Origin of the sequence: Bacillus sp. SIMBA_031 (genome assembly GCF_046535225.1) — a bacterium.
Lineage (GTDB): Bacteria > Bacillota > Bacilli > Bacillales > Bacillaceae > Bacillus > Bacillus velezensis.
The window spans coordinates 630,935-647,949 of sequence record NZ_JAWRXC010000001.1 but is presented as its reverse complement, the minus strand read 5'-3'; the positions used below and the strand labels follow the sequence as shown (position 1 = coordinate 647,949).

Annotated in this window: 13 protein-coding genes; all 13 read right to left on the bottom strand. The window is 46.3% G+C overall.

Going from position 1 to position 17,015, the window contains the following annotated elements; all coding sequences use genetic code 11:
* Window positions 1-108: 108 nt before the first annotated feature.
* The 13 genes from ftsZ to rsmH all read right to left on the bottom strand — a co-directional run bounded on the left by ftsZ (window position 109) and on the right by rsmH (window position 16,995).
* Window positions 109-1,257 carry a cell division protein FtsZ gene (gene ftsZ / locus SB724_RS03240; protein WP_044801395.1) on the bottom strand — a complete coding sequence of 383 codons (1,149 nt, stop codon included), beginning with the start codon at window positions 1,255-1,257 and terminating at the stop codon, window positions 109-111.
* Between the two features lie 35 nt (window positions 1,258-1,292).
* Window positions 1,293-2,606 (bottom strand): cell division protein FtsA, encoded by a 1,314-nt coding sequence (ftsA, locus tag SB724_RS03235; protein ID WP_003154425.1) that lies wholly within the window; start codon window positions 2,604-2,606, stop codon window positions 1,293-1,295.
* Window positions 2,607-3,155: 549 nt separating this feature from the next.
* Entirely contained in the window at window positions 3,156-3,944 is a 789-nt protein-coding gene (locus SB724_RS03230) for a cell division protein FtsQ/DivIB (protein ID WP_410570072.1), read from the bottom strand.
* Window positions 3,945-4,072: 128 nt separating this feature from the next.
* On the bottom strand, window positions 4,073-4,984 hold the full coding sequence (murB, locus tag SB724_RS03225) for a UDP-N-acetylmuramate dehydrogenase (RefSeq protein ID WP_410570070.1): 912 nt from the start codon (window positions 4,982-4,984) through the stop codon (window positions 4,073-4,075).
* Window positions 4,985-5,009: 25 nt separating this feature from the next.
* The gene (gene murG, locus SB724_RS03220) at window positions 5,010-6,101 is read right to left on the bottom strand and encodes an undecaprenyldiphospho-muramoylpentapeptide beta-N-acetylglucosaminyltransferase (protein WP_003154428.1); all 1,092 of its coding nucleotides are present in this window, start codon (window positions 6,099-6,101) and stop codon (window positions 5,010-5,012) included.
* Between the two features lie 116 nt (window positions 6,102-6,217).
* On the bottom strand, window positions 6,218-7,318 hold the full coding sequence (spoVE, locus tag SB724_RS03215) for a stage V sporulation protein E (protein ID WP_003154430.1): 1,101 nt from the start codon (window positions 7,316-7,318) through the stop codon (window positions 6,218-6,220).
* 58 nt (window positions 7,319-7,376) lie between these two features.
* A complete protein-coding gene (murD, locus tag SB724_RS03210) occupies window positions 7,377-8,732 on the bottom strand; it encodes a UDP-N-acetylmuramoyl-L-alanine--D-glutamate ligase (protein WP_082997978.1) in 1,356 nt (451 codons plus the stop codon).
* Complete coding sequence (mraY, locus tag SB724_RS03205; protein ID WP_007409707.1) at window positions 8,733-9,707, bottom strand: phospho-N-acetylmuramoyl-pentapeptide-transferase; 975 nt, start codon at window positions 9,705-9,707, stop codon at window positions 8,733-8,735. It abuts the gene before it with no gap.
* 107 nt (window positions 9,708-9,814) lie between these two features.
* A complete protein-coding gene (locus SB724_RS03200; RefSeq protein WP_265971990.1) occupies window positions 9,815-11,287 on the bottom strand; it encodes a UDP-N-acetylmuramoyl-L-alanyl-D-glutamate--2,6-diaminopimelate ligase in 1,473 nt (490 codons plus the stop codon).
* A 195-nt stretch (window positions 11,288-11,482) separates the two neighbouring features.
* On the bottom strand, window positions 11,483-13,402 hold the full coding sequence (locus SB724_RS03195; RefSeq protein WP_003154438.1) for a stage V sporulation protein D: 1,920 nt from the start codon (window positions 13,400-13,402) through the stop codon (window positions 11,483-11,485).
* A gap of 113 nt (window positions 13,403-13,515) precedes the next feature.
* Entirely contained in the window at window positions 13,516-15,660 is a 2,145-nt protein-coding gene (gene pbpB / locus SB724_RS03190; protein WP_410570066.1) for a penicillin-binding protein 2B, read from the bottom strand.
* Window positions 15,661-15,666: 6 nt separating this feature from the next.
* On the bottom strand, window positions 15,667-16,020 hold the full coding sequence (ftsL, locus tag SB724_RS03185) for a cell division protein FtsL (protein WP_003154442.1): 354 nt from the start codon (window positions 16,018-16,020) through the stop codon (window positions 15,667-15,669).
* A gap of 39 nt (window positions 16,021-16,059) precedes the next feature.
* Window positions 16,060-16,995 (bottom strand): 16S rRNA (cytosine(1402)-N(4))-methyltransferase RsmH, encoded by a 936-nt coding sequence (rsmH, locus tag SB724_RS03180; RefSeq protein ID WP_007409704.1) that lies wholly within the window; start codon window positions 16,993-16,995, stop codon window positions 16,060-16,062.
* Between the last annotated feature and the right edge of the window lie 20 nt (window positions 16,996-17,015).

Below are 17,015 nucleotides of genomic sequence, written 5' to 3'. Positions count from 1 at the left end.
GTCATAGGTATAAAGTTTCTTTTTTCACTGTATAGATTACGGGGATAGGAAGGAAGACTGTGCACAAAAGAAAAAGGACAAAACCATGTGGTCTTGTCCTTTTTTACATCAGCCGCGTTTGTTGCGGTTTCTTAAAAATGTAGGAATGTCGAGGGCATCATCCGCCGGCTGTGATGTATGGCGGTTCACCGTGTTTTGATGCTGTGTTTCTTCTCGTTTCGGCTCACGTTTCGCAGCGTTTTGGCCTTGAGATTTCAATCCTTGGTTTAAAGTCGGACGCTGCGGTTTTGAGTCATCTTTTTCCTGTTCGATAAAACCGGTCGCAATAACGGTGACGACGATTTCATCTTTCAGATTTTCATTGATAACTGAACCGAAAATCATGTTGACATCAGGGTCAGATGCAGAAGCGACGATGTCGGCTGCTTCCTGCACTTCGTAGAGGCTCAGGTTTGTACCTCCCGTGATGTTCATCAAAACACCTTGTGCTCCGTCGATTGCCGCTTCCAGTAACGGACTGGAGATCGCCTTTTTGGCGGCTTCAGCAGCACGGCTTTCGCCCGTAGCGATCCCGATACCCATCAATGCTGAACCTTTGTTGGACATGATGGTTTTGACATCGGCAAAGTCCAAGTTGATTAAACCAGGCGTCGCGATGAGGTCAGAGATACCTTGCACCCCTTGGCGAAGCACGTTATCAGCTTCACGGAATGCTTCAAGCATCGGTGTGTTTTTATCGACAATTTCAAGAATGCGGTCATTCGGAATAACGATCAGTGTGTCAACGGCTTCTTTCATTGCCGTGATACCGCCTGCAGCCTGCAGCTGGCGTTTTCTTCCTTCAAATGTAAACGGTCTTGTTACGACACCGACAGTCAAAGCGCCTAAGTCCTTTGCGATTTGCGCGATAACCGGTGCGGCTCCCGTTCCGGTACCGCCTCCCATTCCGGCTGTAACGAACACCATGTCAGCGCCTTTCAGCGCTTCTTCGATTTGTTCCTTACTTTCTTCAGCGGCTTTTTTGCCGACTTCCGGATTCGCTCCCGCTCCGAGACCGCGGGTCAGCTTTTCCCCGATCTGCATTTTCACTTCCGCTTTTGACAGGTTAAGAGCTTGCGCGTCCGTGTTTACCGCAATGTACTCTACACCCTGTACTTCATTTTCAATCATTCGGTTGACCGCGTTATTACCGCCGCCTCCTACTCCGATTACTTTAATTGATGCTAAGCCGTCTATGTTTGTTTCGAAATCCAACATGCTAAATCCTCCTAATCTGCCGAATGACTATCAATCTATTCCCAAAACATGCTTAATAGTTTTTTCATTTTGCTCGGTTTGTTGTGTTCGGCTTGTGTTTTTTGTTTTGCTTTTGGACGCTGCTGCGCCTCTGGCCGCTGATGATGTTCTTCTTCGTGAGAGACCGCGATTTCCTGCACGGCTTCTTCCGGCATATGAAAGCCTATTTTTCTTCCCTGAATTCTGGCATTTCGGCAGGCAAATTGTATCAAGCCGACACCCGTCATATACTGAGGGTCTCTTACACCGATATAATTCGGGCTTGCGACCCTTACATTGTGCCTCAGCACTTCCTGTGCCAATGAAAGCACTCCGGGCATTGCGGCCTGTCCGCCGGTCAGCACAAAGCCGCCGGGCAGATCTGTAATTCCCATATGCTCAATTTCGGCTGCGGCAATCTCAAGAATCTCTTCCACTCTTGCTTCAATAATATTGGCAATTTCCTGCTGTGTAAAAGATTGCTTTTGATTCGTTCCTATGACGGTGACTTCAAATACTTCATCTTCTGAAGCCTCATCGTAGAATGCATGTCCGAATTGTTTTTTTACTCTTTCAGCCTCTTCGGTGGAAGTGCGCAATCCGATCGATACATCTTTCGTGATGTTTTCGCCTCCGAGCGGAATGACGGCTGTCTCCTTCAGGTGCCCCTGTTCAAATACCGCCACCGTCGTCGAGCCGCCGCCGATATCAATCATGGCGACTCCGAGGTTTTTTTCGTCTTTTGACAAAGCCGCCGAACCGGCCGCAAGCGGCTGCAGGCAGATATCAGTAATTTCAACGCCCGCTCTCTCCACACAGCGAAGTAAATTATGTAAGATCGTTTTGGAGCCGGTAATCAGCGTGCCTTCTACTTCCAGGCGCACGCCGAGCATTTTTTTCGGATCGGTAATTTCGTCTCTTCCGTCAACGATAAACTGTTTCGGAACGACGTCAACGATCAGCTGCTCATGCGGAACTGACACGACCTGTGCCGCTTCCATTACCCTGCGGACGTCTTCAACGTGAATTTCTTTGTTTTCACTGGAAACAGCGACAACGCCGTTCGTATCTTGAATATGAATATAATTTCCATTAACGCCGACAATGGCTTTTTTCAGCGGAAAACCTACCATTCTTTCAGCTTGGTCAAACGCTTTTCTTATAGAATGAACGGTTTCATCTATATCAACGATTGAGCCTTTTTTCAACCCTTCAGACGGTACATTTCCCACTCCGATAATGTTAAGGGAATCATCTGTCATTTCTCCGACGATCACTTTTGTATTGGACGTACCGATGTCAAGACTGACGTAAAGTTCATTGTTGTTCATTCTATGGCACCTCCTCACATTTCGATCAAATTCTATTCTATTATTTGCGGAACAACAATACAATGAATGTGGCTTTACAAGTGTGTAACAAAAACAACAGCATCAACAAATTCTTATCTGATTTCTCACAATTTATGTTTAATGAAACTATTCGTTATATTCTATGTATATCCTCTTTTATATCGCATTTTTTTTATTTTTTTTAGAGACGGCCCACCTTACCGTAAGATTTCTTGTCACGGTGTCATACTGTGCAATCCAGATGCAAATATATCCGCTTTCCCTTAGTCTACACTAAGATGAACCTCCAGAAAAGCTATAGATATTGCCAGAAACATCCGAAAAAAGAAGAAACAGGAGGAAAATTCCAAATGCAGTGCTCACTGCAGAAGACACGCCCATTGCATTGAGAATTTTCCGCTTGTCCGGCAGCCATATCCCGGGCAAAAACAAACATAGTCATAATGATTCCGCTATCGGTTATATCGGCTGCCCCGCTGATTGTAATAGATTCTTTTGAACCGCCTTTAAATTAGTTCTTTAGAACTATTAATCATTTTCTTTTTTCTTGCCGGATTTACCTTTGTTAAATTCTTCAAAATACGTAGCGACTTCTAAGTGGATAATCCCCTTTTTCCCGCCTTCCAGCTGGGAAACGATAGAAGGATAGGTCTTCATCCGGCCGGCAAACGTTTTAATAGAAGCGGTAACTACATACCCGTCGTTCATATACAGCTTGATCCGGTCCTGATCCATTTTTACCGGTGTATAATAGATTTCAGAAATCGACTGCTTAAGCGAACCGGAAAGCTTATCAAGCTGCTCCGCCATTTTGACCCGCTTTTTCGCGTTTGTCCAGTCAACCAAAATCGGGCCCGCGTCATCCGGCGTGACTTCGTTCGGCAGCACAGTGCCGTTTTCGAGCACTTCATAATACACATCATGTCGCTGCAGATACGCGATCGTCTTGTATTCTTCAATGTGAATGCTGACTTTGTTAGGAAATACTTTTGAAAGTTCCGCCTTTTTCACCAGCTTATTCTGCTCAATCTTTTCTTCTGTTTGTTTCTTGTTCAGACTCCAGAACTCGGTTTGTCCGTTATGTATATCAGAAAGCGCGTTGATCTCTTTTACAGACACGTTTTCATTTCCGGAAACGGTGACAGAAGACACTTTGCTGATCGGCATCTGCAAGTACACGATGATCAGCACCATCATAAAAAAGAGCACAATGAATGAAATCAGCCGGCGGTTTGCTTTTTGTTTCCGCTGCTCTTTGATTTTCGGAATCCGCTCTTCAATATTTACGATTTTTTCTCTTTCATGATTTGGGTTCACTGCCTGTCCACCTCACTAAGAATGAAACAGCTTGACATTCGTCTGATTGAAAAACAAACGGCATGCTGTGATGCCGTTTGACATTTGTTAAAAGTATATCACATGAGCTCATGTAATCAGAGAACCTTTTAACGATTCCCTCCGATGATTTCAACTTCTGTATGCATGTCAACATCATACTGCTCACGGATTGTCTTTTTCACATATTCAATCAGGTCGAGAACGTCCTTGGCAGTCGCTCCGCCGGAATTGACGATAAAATTCCCGTGCATTTCGGACACTTTTGCTCCGCCGATCTGATGTCCTTTTAATCCCGCTTTTTCAACGAGGTTTCCGGCATGATTCGGCAGCGGATTTCTGAATATGCTTCCGGCGCATGGGCTTGAATACGGCTGCGTATTTTTTCTGTAATCTTTGTTCTGCTGCATTTGTGCCGTAATGGCTTCCCGTTCCTTTTGCTCAAGCTGAAGAACTGCCTCGAGACAGACGCCGGGACGTTTTTTCTGCAAAACAGACGTTCTGTAGCTGAAATCCATCTCTTCGTTCGTCAGCCATTCGATTGTGCCGTCTTCAAATAAGATACGGGCTTTCACAAGAATCTCACTCATATCAGATCCGTGCGCCCCGGCATTCATATAGACGGCTCCGCCGATTGATCCGGGAATGCCCGCTGCAAATTCGAGACCGGACATTCCTTTTTTACTCATGGAAGTCGCAAGCCGGACGACCGAATAGCCGCCTCCGACCGTCACCTGATCGCCGTCAATCTCCAAATGATCCAGACCCGCGCCCAGTTTGATGACAACTCCTCTTATGCCTTCATCAAGCACGAGCAGATTTGAACCGCGGCCGATAACCGTCCATGGCAGATCATGTTTTTTCACAATATCCATAATATCTTTGACCGCTTCCACACGGTTGGGGATGATCAAAATGTCCGCCGGACCGCCGATTTTCATCGTTGTATGGTTCGCGAGCGGTTCTTGTTCCAGCACTTTGCCGACTTCGCGGTCTCTTAATTCCTGAATTACGTTCTCCATCATAAACCTCCGCATTCCATTTGCTCTATTTTTTTATGTCTTCCATGATACTGTACAGTCTGGCTGCCGCATCCGGAACACCGAGTGATTTTGTCCGCTCACTCATGTCTTTTAAGGTTTCTTCATTCATGACGATTTTGTCCAGCGCAGCGATCAGTTTTTCTCCGCTGAGCTCGGTTTCCTTCAGTACGATTGCAGCGTCATGCTGGCTGAGCGCCTTCGCATTGACTTCCTGGTGATTGGCTGTCACATACGGGCTCGGAATAAGCACACTCGGAATGCCAAGAGCGGTGATTTCCGCAATCGTCGTCGCTCCGGCTCTGGCCACAATGACATCAATGGATTGTAAGTACTCCGGCATTTGGTGCAAAAACGGTTTTGTCACCATATTATCAGCGGCTTTTCCGCCTTTCAGCTCAGCCGTTACCTTCTCGTAATGCACTTCCCCGGTAATATAAAGCACTTGGTAAGGTCTCGTTTTCAATTCTTCCTGCATATCTATAACGGCACGGTTAATGGGAGCCGCGCCTCTGCTTCCGCCGAAAATGAGCACCGTTTTTTGATTGTCTTTCAGCCCGAACTCAGTTAATGAGCGGCCTGTCTTAATTGAGACGACTTCAGAGGCTCTCGGGTTTCCCGTAAACACAACTTTTTCAGCAGGAAAATGCGATTTTGCCTCTTCAAAGCAAATTGCCACCTTATTAACATATTTCGAGAGAAACTTATTTGTGATGCCGGGCAGGCTGTTTTGCTCATGAATGATTGTCGGAATTCCCATTTTTGCCGCCGCGTATACGACCGGACCGCATACATAGCCGCCTGTACCGATAACGGCATCTGGTTTAAACTCTTTTAAATATGATTTGCTTTTCTTCACGCCTTTTAAGAAGCGCATGACGGTTTTTACATTTTCAAAAGAAAGTTTTCGTTTGAAACCTGTAATTTCAATGGCGCGGAACGGGATATTTTCCCGTTCAACAATTTTTTTCTCAAGACCGTTCTCTGTTCCGATATACAAAAATTCCACATCCGGATGCCGGCGCTGAACTTCTTTAATAAAGGCCAGGGCCGGATAAATATGTCCTCCGGTTCCGCCTCCGCTTACTGCAATACGCATTCGTATGTCCCCCTTAATCACATAGCGATAACCCTGTTTTTTAGGACAGGGTTATTGATGTTGTCTGTTTTTTTATAGATAACGAATAAATCATGAGTGATGAGGCAAGATACAGATCAATACCTCGAGTACCGGCTGACATTTAAAAGCACGCCGACCGCTGCGAGCATCAGCGTCAGTGATGAGCCTCCGTAGCTTAAAAACGGCAGCGTAATTCCTGTTACCGGGATCAGCCCCGTCACAACGCCGATATTAATCATGACTTGAATAGCTATCATAGAAATAATACCGATGGCGACAAAGCTTCCGTATAAATCCGGCGCGCCGAGGGCAATCCTGACGCCCCGCCATAATAAAATACTGAACAGCAGCAATATGAGCGAACCGCCGATAAAGCCGAGTTCCTCAGATAAAATAGCAAAAATGAAATCGGTTTGCGGCTCCGGCAGGTAAAAAAACTTTTGCCGGCTTTGGCCGAGCCCCATCCCGAACAGTCCGCCCGGACCTACGGCATAGAGCGACTGAATGATCTGAAATCCGCTTCCAAGCGGATCCTCCCACGGATTTAAGTAAGAGGTAATCCGTTTAATCCGATAAGGAGCGGACAGAACAAGCGCCGCAAATCCGCTTAAACCGATGAGTCCGAGAAACGCAAAATGAGCGATTCGCGCACCGGAAACAAAAATCATCACGATGCACGTGCCCACCATTACCGTCCCTGTTCCCAGGTCCGGCTGGCACATAATAATAATAAATGCAGAAAACACGATTCCGAGCGCGGGAACGAATCCGCGTCTGAATGACGTAATATTCTTCTGTTTTTCAGAAAGAAATTTAGCCAGAAACGCAATCATCGCGAGTTTCATAAACTCCGAAGGCTGAATGCTGAACGCTCCCACTCCGATCCAGCTTCTTGAACCGTTCCGCACCATTCCGACTCCCGGAATCAGCACAAGCACAAGCAGAAAAAAACAAATGATCAGAAGCAGCTTCGACCATGTGCGCCATGTCCAATAATCCACATTCATAATGAAAAACATGGCAATGACGCCGATCCCCGCAAACAGCAGCTGCCGTTTCGCGAAGAAAAACGAGTCGTCAAATTTATAATCCGCCCATACCGCACTTGCACTGTAGACCATAATTAATCCTATTGTTAAAAGCAATAACGTAATGATAACTAATAACAAATCAGGCGCTGTTTTTTTAGTAGTCAAAGCAATCGACACCCCAAGCATAAGTCATTTAGGGCTGCCGATGAACAGAGACAAGCCCTTACTTAAGCATATGCACGGCATCTATAAACATGTCACCGCGTTCTTCAAATGTTTTGAACTGATCCCAGCTTGCACACGCGGGTGACAAGAGGATGACGTCTCCTTCATTTGAGAGCGCAAACGCCGCAGATACTGCTTGTTCAACATTATCGACACGTTTGACATGTTGTATTCCCAGCTCATTGCCCAGTTTTTCTATCTTCGGCGCTGTCTGTCCGAACGTCAGGACCGCTTTGACATTGTCCATATACGGTTTCAGGTCGTCAAAACCGTTGCCGCGGTCCAGTCCGCCTGCAAGCAGAATAACCGGAGCTTTGAACGCGGAGAGCGCTTTGCTTGTGGCCAAAATATTCGTCGCTTTGCTGTCATTATAAAATTTACGATTCTGGATCGCTGTTACATACTGCAGACGGTGTTTGACACCGGTAAAGCTTGTCAGCACCTTCTGAATCGCTTTATTAGATGCGCCCGCCGTTTTGGCTGCGGCTACAGCGGCCAATATATTTTCTAGATTGTGCGCGCCCGGCAGTACGATGTCATCAACAGGCAGAATCGCTTCATCGCCGAACATCAGCATTCCGTCTTTAATGAATGCGCCGCTTGACAGTTCCTGATGAACTGAAAACGGAACGATGCCGGCTTTTCCGCTTTCGGCAAGCCGCACGACTGTTTCATCGCTTTGATTCACGATGGCCGTATCACTCTCAAGCTGATGAAGATACACGTTCTGCTTGGCTTTTTCATAGTTTTCACGGCTGTGATGGTAATCCAAATGAGCGTCGAACACATTTAAAATCAGGCCGATTTCAGGTCTGAACGCATGAGTCCCCATAAGCTGGAACGAAGAAAGCTCTGTGACGATCCATTCATCACCGTCAGCATGATAAGCCACTTCACTGGCGACAGTGCCGATATTCCCTGCGATCAGCGTCTTTATCGAATCAGCTTTCAGCATTTCATAAATCAGGGTCGTCGTTGTTGTTTTCCCGTTTGAACCTGTAATGCCGATGAATTTTGCATTGGTGATATAATACGCAAGCTCGATTTCCGTCCAGACCGGGATGCCTCTTCTTTGCGCTTCCTCCACCATGATATTTTCATACGGGATTCCGGGATTTTTGATCAGAATGGTAATGTGATGCTGATCAAAAAGTGACGTCGGATGCTCACCGCAGATGACTTCAATTCCTCTTTCTGAAAGCCTTTGGGCAGGTTCGTTCTCTTCAAAGGCTTTTTGATCATTCACGACGACGTTAATGCCTTTTTCATGAAGAATCGACGCAGCCGCATATCCGCTTTTCGCCAGTCCGAGGACCAGAAAGTTTTGTTTTTGCAAAAAAAGTTCGTTTTCCACTTATAACCACACCTCGATGTAAATTCCTAAAACGGCAAGCAGCAGTCCCGCAGTCCAGAATGTGACGACAACTCTCCATTCAGACCATCCGACCAATTCGTAATGGTGGTGAAGCGGACTCATCTTAAAGATTCGTTTTCCTGTCGTTTTAAAGCTGATGACTTGTAAGATAACAGATAAGGTCTCAATAACAAATACTCCGCCGATAATGACGAGCAGAATTTCAAGCTTCGTCAAAATGGCAACGGTCACGATCGCTCCTCCGAGCGCAAGCGAACCGGTATCCCCCATAAATACCTTGGCGGGATGGGCGTTGAATACAAGAAAACCGAGAACGGCGCCGACAACGGCAACCGAGAAAATCGCAACGTCATATTGTGACTGGTTCCACGCAAGGATGGCGAAAGCGCCGAATGCGATAGCCGCGGTACCGGACAAGAGACCGTCCAGACCGTCTGTCAGGTTGACGGCATTTGAACCTCCGACAAGCATAAAGAGAACGAGGATAAAGTATCCCCAGCCGAGATCGATTGACAGATGTGTGCCCGGCACCCTGATGCCGGTTGAAAAATGGCAATAATGATATACTCCGTAAAATACAATGGCTATAATGATCTGGCCGATCAATTTCTGCTTCGACGTCAATCCGAGATTCCGTTTCATTACTACTTTAATATAGTCATCCAGAAAGCCGAGCAGGCCGTATCCGATCGTGACAAACAGCAGAAGAAACATTTCCGCGCTCAGATGCGAAAATTTCTGCGTCATGACAATCGCCGTAATGGCGATGGATACAATAATCATGACCCCGCCCATCGTCGGCGTCCCTGATTTTTTCATATGTGATTTCGGCCCCTCTTCCCTGATACTTTGGCCGAATTTTAAACGTCTTAAAAACGGGATAAGAATCGGAGATATCAGAACACTGATTAAAAATCCCATTATTATTGTAAATAAAATCACTTGCTCAAGCATTGCTCTTTTCTCCTCCCGTTTCGTTCAAACGACATACGTATTTATCATATTCACATTGTGTCCCCGTAATTCTTTTCATTTCCCTCATTCTAACACTCTTTCCTGTTTTACTTTTTATTCAGCTCAACAATAGCTCTTCCTGCTACTTCGGCGTCATCAAAGTCGAATGTTTCATTGCCGATCTGCTGATAGGTTTCATGCCCTTTCCCGGCAATCAGAACCACATCTCCCTTTTTCGCGTTGGCAATGGCAAAAAAGATAGCCTGCTCGCGGTTTGCGATACTGTGATAGTAGGTGCCTTCTACCCCTCTTTCCATATCTCTTAATATGGCCAGCGGGTCCTCGCTTCTCGGGTTATCTGAAGTGAAAATCGGTTCGTCGGCAATCCGCACCGCAATTTCCGCCATTTTCGGGCGTTTCGTTTTGTCCCGGTCTCCGCCGCATCCGACGACGACGAAAAGCTTGCCCTCTGTCATGTCTTTGCATGTATTCAGAACGTTTTCCAGACTGTCAGGCGTGTGCGCGTAATCGACGACCACAGGAAACGGCTGATTGTGATTCACCAGTTCAAACCGGCCTCTGACACCTTGCAGCTCTTCAAGAGCGCTTGTGATCGTATCAAACGGCAGACCCGCTGCGATCGCTGTCGCCGCTGCAGCCAGTACGTTATACACGTTGAAGCGGCCGACGAGTGAAACTGTGACCTGCTTTGTTCCTTTTGGCGTAACAAGTTCAAAGCTTGTGCCTTGCGCAGAGATCGCGATTTGTTTCGCCATGACATCGGCATCATTCTCGATTCCGTATGTAAGGATGTGCGCCGCCGTCATTTTTTCAAAATAAGCACTGGCTTTGTCATCTGCGTTTAAAACGGCCCGCTTCGGCTTTTCATGGTTAAAGGAGCCGCCCAGCTGGGAAAACAGGAGGCTTTTAGCCTGTCTGTAGTCTTCCATCGTCTTGTGATAGTCTAAATGGTCCTGCGTCAGGTTCGTGAATACGGCGATATCATAATCGCAGCCGTGAACCCTGCCGAGTGACAGAGCGTGAGAAGACACTTCCATAATAGCTGTGTCAACATGCTCATCATTCATTTTCTTGAACGTTTTTTGCAGTGTGACGCTTTCGGGCGTTGTATTTTTGACCGGGAATGTCTCATCCCCGATTTTAATGTACATCGTTCCGATTAAACCGGTCTGTCTTCCCGCTTTTTTGAAAATCTCATCAACCATGTGCGTCGTTGATGTTTTGCCGTTTGTTCCGGTGATGCCGATAAGCTGAAGCTGCTTTGTCGGCTGCCCGTAAAACGCGTCAGAAAGAACGCTGAGCGCCCGCTGTGACCGGCGGACGATAATGACAGGAACATCGACGTCAAGCTCTTTCTCGGCAACGATGGCCGCTGCGCCGTTTTCTGCGGCTTTTTGGGCGAAATCATGTCCGTCTACCGTATACCCTTTTATACACACAAAAAGACTCCCTTTTCTCACTTCCCTGGAGTCCATCTCAATTGAAGTTATGTCAGGGTCATGAAAGTCATTTTGAACAGGTTCGGCCATTAAATATGTAAGCAGCTTTGTAAGTTTCATTGTATCAAACCTCTCAGAAATTCTATTCATTCTTTTATCATGATAACCGTTTATAAAAGTCAGAATGGCTTTTAAACATACAGTTCATATTTTAGCGTAAATAAAAGGATACATCCAGTTAATCTTAAAAGTTATCTTCTTTTTTTCTCTTTACGATAAGAGGCAGCCGAAAACAATCGGCTGCCTCAAAAAGACTCATTCTTCACTCAAGTAAACACGGATCTTTGAGCCTTCTTTTACTTTCGTTCCGGCTGCAGGTGATTGTTTCACAATTTTGCTTCCTTTTCCTGAGGAGTCAATATTCAAATTGACAAGCAGCGACTCAAGATCAGAGACAGACATCCCTACAACATTCGGAACCTCTATTGTTTTTGTGTCGTTCCATTGATATTTTTTCTCGATTTGATTTTTTCGCGGTTTCACGCCGAGCTCAGGCAGACTGTCTCTCATCATATTTCCGACAATCGGCGCGGCGACGGTTCCCCCGAATTGAATCGTGCCTTTCGGATTATCAACCGCGACATACACGACAAGGCTCGGGTCATCAGCCGGCGCAAAGCCGATAAAGGAGACGATATGGTTGTTTTCGAGATATTTGCCGTCTTTGACCTTTTGTGCGGTACCTGTTTTTCCGCCGACGCGATATCCTTCCACAAAAGCATTCCGCCCCGTTCCCTGAGCGACGACGCTTTCTAAAGCATATCTGATCTGCTTTGACGTTTCCTGGGAAATAACTTGCCTTTTCGCAATCGGCGATTGTTTCTTAACAGTTTTTTTCGTAACGGGATCAACCCACTCTTTGGCGATAAACGGAGTATAAAGCGTTCCGCCGTTTATTGCTGCGGAAACGGCTGCCACCTGCTGAATCGGCGTGACGGAAACCCCTTGTCCGAAAGCGGTTGTCGCCTGTTCGACCGGGCCGACTCTGTCAAGCGGAAATAAGATCCCCGTTCCTTCCCCTTGCAGATCAATGCCCGTTTTCTTTCCAAAGCCGAAGTCCTTAATATATTGAAACAGCTTTTGTTTTCCGAGTCGTTCCCCGAGCTGTACAAACCCGGGGTTGCAGGAATTTTGAACGACTTCAAGATAAGATTGCGAACCGTGGCCGCCCTTTTTCCAGCATCGGAGGCGGGCGCCGTCGACCTCGGCAAATCCTTTGTCATAAAAGTGGTCTCTTTGCAAGTTTACTTTTTGCTCTTGGAGCGCCGCCGCAAGCGTAATAATCTTAAAGGTCGAACCCGGTTCATATGTGCTCCATACCGGCAGGTTTCGGTTGTAAACGGACGGATCCACCGATTGATAGTCAGCCGGATCAAAATCAGGACGGCTTGACATGCCGAGCACTTCCCCGTTTTTCGGATTCATTGCGACCGCAATCATTCCGTCCGGGTTATATTTCGCCGCTGCATTGTCGAGCTCCCTTTCTATAATCGTCTGAACCTTGGCGTCAATCGTCAATTTCATATCAAGTCCGTCTTTCGGAGGGGTGTAATCATCCGCTTCATCAGGCATTTTCTTCCCCTTGGCATCCGTATAAAATTTCACGGATCCCTTTACACCTTTTAAGTCATCATCATAATAAGCCTCCAATCCGAGAAGGCCCTGGTTATCAATACCGGCAAAACCGAGAACATGGGACAAAAAGCTTCCGTACGGATAATGGCGGATGCTGTCTTCAGCCACATAAACCCCTTTTAAGTCGAGCGCTTTGATTTCTTTCGCTTTTTTATTGGAAATTTTCCGCCCCTCGGGTGAGATTTTTTCTATGGAGGTTTTCTTAGTAATGTGTTTGTAGACCTTCTCTTCCGACATATTTAAAACTGACGCGAGAAGTTTGCCCGTTTTTATGGGATTTTGGATCTGGCGCGGTACGACAAAGACGGTCGGCGCGCTTTTATTAGTAGCCAGCTTCACGCCGTTTCGGTCAAGGATCTCTCCCCGCTCAGGCTCAAACGGCAAATTCCGGCTCCAGGAATCCTTAGCCAGTGAAGTCAGCTTTTCTCCCATCACAAATTGGACATAGCCTAATCTGCTGTCAATGATCAAAAAAATGATTACGCCAAAAAGCAAAACCAGTAATAAACGTTTTCGAACCGTTACATTTGAAACGCGCAAGGGACCGTCCACTCCTTATTTAGGCTTGTTTCAATTTATGCCTCAGCTTGGACACATAGAACGGCGGCGCATAAAAAAGAAGCCCGCGGGCATCCGCGGACTTCTCTGTCCCGTTAATCAGGATTTTTAAATTTCACCTTGATCACGGTATTTTCTTTCAGTTCTTTGCCTTTTTTCACACTTTGGCTTGAAGCGTAACCTTCACCGCTCACATCAATGTGAATGCCTGATACTTTGCTGAATTGAAGCACTTCCCGTCTCGACCATCCGGACATATCCGGCATCGTCATCTTTCCGTCTGTTTTTAAGAAGATTTTCTGATTGGTGATTACATCTTCTCCGGCTGTCGGATACTGCTCTTTTACGGCAACATCGCTGCCGATGACAATCGGTGTGAGATGTTCATTTTTTGCTTCCTTCTCAGCGCTCTTGACCGTCTTATCTGTCAGGTCAGGCATCTTTTGGCTTTTCGTTTCTTCCTGACCGGAATCTGTTTTTTCCGTCGGTTCGATATTCATGTAGTGGAGGCTGTTTTTCATCGTCGGGTTAAAGATTTCCGCGACAGGATCAGAGCTGCTTTGCCCCGCTTTTAATTGCGGCTGCTGCACGGCTACATAGATGACGAGCTTAGGATCATTTTTCGGCGCCATGCCCATGAATGAAAACACATAGTTGCTCGTTCCCTTTAAATATCCGCCCGTCCCGGCGATTTGTGCGGTTCCCGTTTTACCCGCGACGTCAAATCCTTCAATTTTATAAGGTTTTCCCGTTCCGATGTCTGACGTCACGACTTCTCCGAGCAGATTCCGGACTTTTTTCGCCGTATCGGCCGAAATCGGCGTGCCTACTTGCTCTGGTTTTGTCTGCTTGACGACTTTTTTCGTATCGGGGTCGACAATATGATCAATGACGTAAGGTTTCATCATTTTGCCGTTATTGGCAATCGCCGTGACCGCCTGCAGCTGCTGGATCGGCGTTATCGCCGATGCTTGGCCGTAAGCCGTAGACGCTTTGTCAAAATCATATTTGTAGTTAATTTTACTTGATACTTCACCGGGCAGATCAACCCCTGTTTTTTGATAGAGCCCGAATTTGTGCAGGTACTCATTAAACCGGTCAAACCCCAGTTTTTCGTTGGCCAGTTTGGCAAAAGCAACATTTGAAGACCTCATAAGGCCGTCATGGAAGCTTGTCATGCCCCAGCCGGCGCCATCGTTCCAATCTTTAACAGGTCCGCCTCCCACTTTATATGTTCCTGATTTATATTTCTCGTTTGCAGAAAACACATTTTCCTGAATCGCCGCGGCAAGCGTAAAGATCTTCATCGTCGATCCCGGTTCATATGCGTACGACACTAAGTCGTTGTAATAATTGGTGACGTTTCTGATATTCGGGTCAAAACTCGGACGCTGCCCCATCGCAAGCACTTTGCCTGTTTTCGGTTCTACGACAGCCGCCATAATTTTTTTCGGTTTATATTTTTCCGCTACTTTCGTCATGCTGTCTTCTAAAAAGGTTTGAATTTTCTGATCAATGGTTAAATATACATTGTCACCGTTTTTAGGTGCGGTGATTTTTTCGTTGCTGTTCGGAAGTTTCCAGCCGGATTTATCACTTTCGTAAGTGACGGATCCGTCGCGTTCCGTCAGATAGTTGTTCAGTATTTTTTCAAGCCCTAAAGAGCCTTGTATCTCGTTTGTTTTTTCATTCACATCGGCATAGCCGAGAACATTTGACAAAAATATGCCGTTCGGATAGTAGCGCTTCGTATCTCTTAAGAAAGAGATACCCGGAAGATTCATTTTTTCGATCTTTTGTTTTTTCGCATAAGAGATATCGCGGCCGGCTGAACCGAATTCCACCTGCTTCGCGCCATCCCTGTTTAAGATGTCCAGAATCTTGCTTTTATCAAGATTAATAACGGTCGCCAGTTTTTCCGCCGTTTTCTCTTTGTCTTTGACATGCTGAGGATGCTTCGGATCACTCGTCATTTTTTTATCAAGCACGGCAATGAGCTTATATGTCGCCGTGTCCTCTGCAAGCACTTTGCCGTTCCGGTCAAGAATAGAGCCGCGGCTCGCTTCTATCGTCCGCTTTTTTTCGTGCTGCTCGGTCGCTTTTGTTGCAAGTTCTACACCGTTTGCTTTACCGGTTAATTGAATGTACGCCATTCTCCCGAGAATGACAAAGAAAAAGAGAGCGAAACAAATACTGAGTATCGCTGCTCCTCTGTTCATAAACTTATTTTTTTTCGGCATGGGTTATCATTCCTGTATGTTTTTCACTTTTTTATCTTTCAGATTCAAACCGTGCTTTTTAGCGATATCCATCAGGCGCTGCGGCTGGCTTAAGTCAGCAGCCGTCTTTTCGAGATCACCGATCTGCTTATTCTTCTCAGATACTTTCTCCTCCAGTTTTTGCACCTCAATATTGGATTGGTACGCCGCGTATGCCTTTGATACGATAAACATTGATGTGGAGAGAACGGCAATGGCAAACAGGACGAGCAGCACCTTTTCCCCGAGTGTAATGGAAGCCCTCTTTTTGACAATCACCTTTTTTTCGGGACTTATCACTGGCCGTTGTTGTTTTTCCTGCTGGTAAGCTAAGTTGCTCATAGGCTGATGACCTCCTTTAATGTTGTCATTTGCTGCCCGTTATTTTCGTTTCTCCGCAATGCGGAGCTTCGCTGACCGGGCGCGGTTATTTTCTTCAAGCTCCTCTTTTGATGCCGTAATGGGCTTTCTCGTAATCAGTTTTAATTCCGGTTCAAATTCTTCCGGTATCACGGGAAGACCCGGAGGCAGTTCGGGAAGTGATGATTTTTCCTTGAATGTCGTCTTGCACATTCTGTCTTCCAGCGAGTGAAAAGTGATCACAGACACCCTTCCGCCCGGCTTCAGCACCTCTATCGCTTGCAAGAGGGCCTCTTCAAATACTTGAAGCTCGTCGTTTACGGCGATTCGAATGGCTTGGAATACACGTTTGGCCGGATGACCTCCGCTTCTTCTCGCCGGAGCCGGTATCGCGTCCTTTATTAGATCGACCAGTTGGCCGGTTGTTTGAATAGGCGATTTTTCTCTTGCCTCTTCAATTTTTCGGGCGATCTGCTTGCTGAATTTTTCTTCTCCGTATTTAAAGAAAATCCTCACAAGGTCTTCATACCGCCATTCATTTACGACTTCTTTCGCCGTAAGGGCGGCCGACTGGTCCATCCTCATGTCCAGCGGTGCGTCATGATGATAGCTGAATCCCCGTTCCGGTGTATCAAGCTGCGGAGAGGATACTCCTAAATCAAATAAAATTCCGTCGACACTCGTAATGCCGTGTTCATGTAAACACTCTTTTAAATAACGAAAGTTGCTTTTTACCAGAATAAGCTGTCCTTTGTATTCGGACAATGTTTTCTTTGCGTTTTCAAGTGCTGTGTCATCTTGGTCAAAGGCGATCAAGCGTCCTTTTTCCGATAATTGCTGCAATAAATATGTACTGTGCCCGGCGCCGCCAAGGGTGCAGTCCACATAGGTTCCGTCCGGTTTGATATTCAAACCGTCGACGGTTTCACGAAGAAGTACTGTCTTATGCTGAAACATTTGTGTCGGTCCCACCTTTA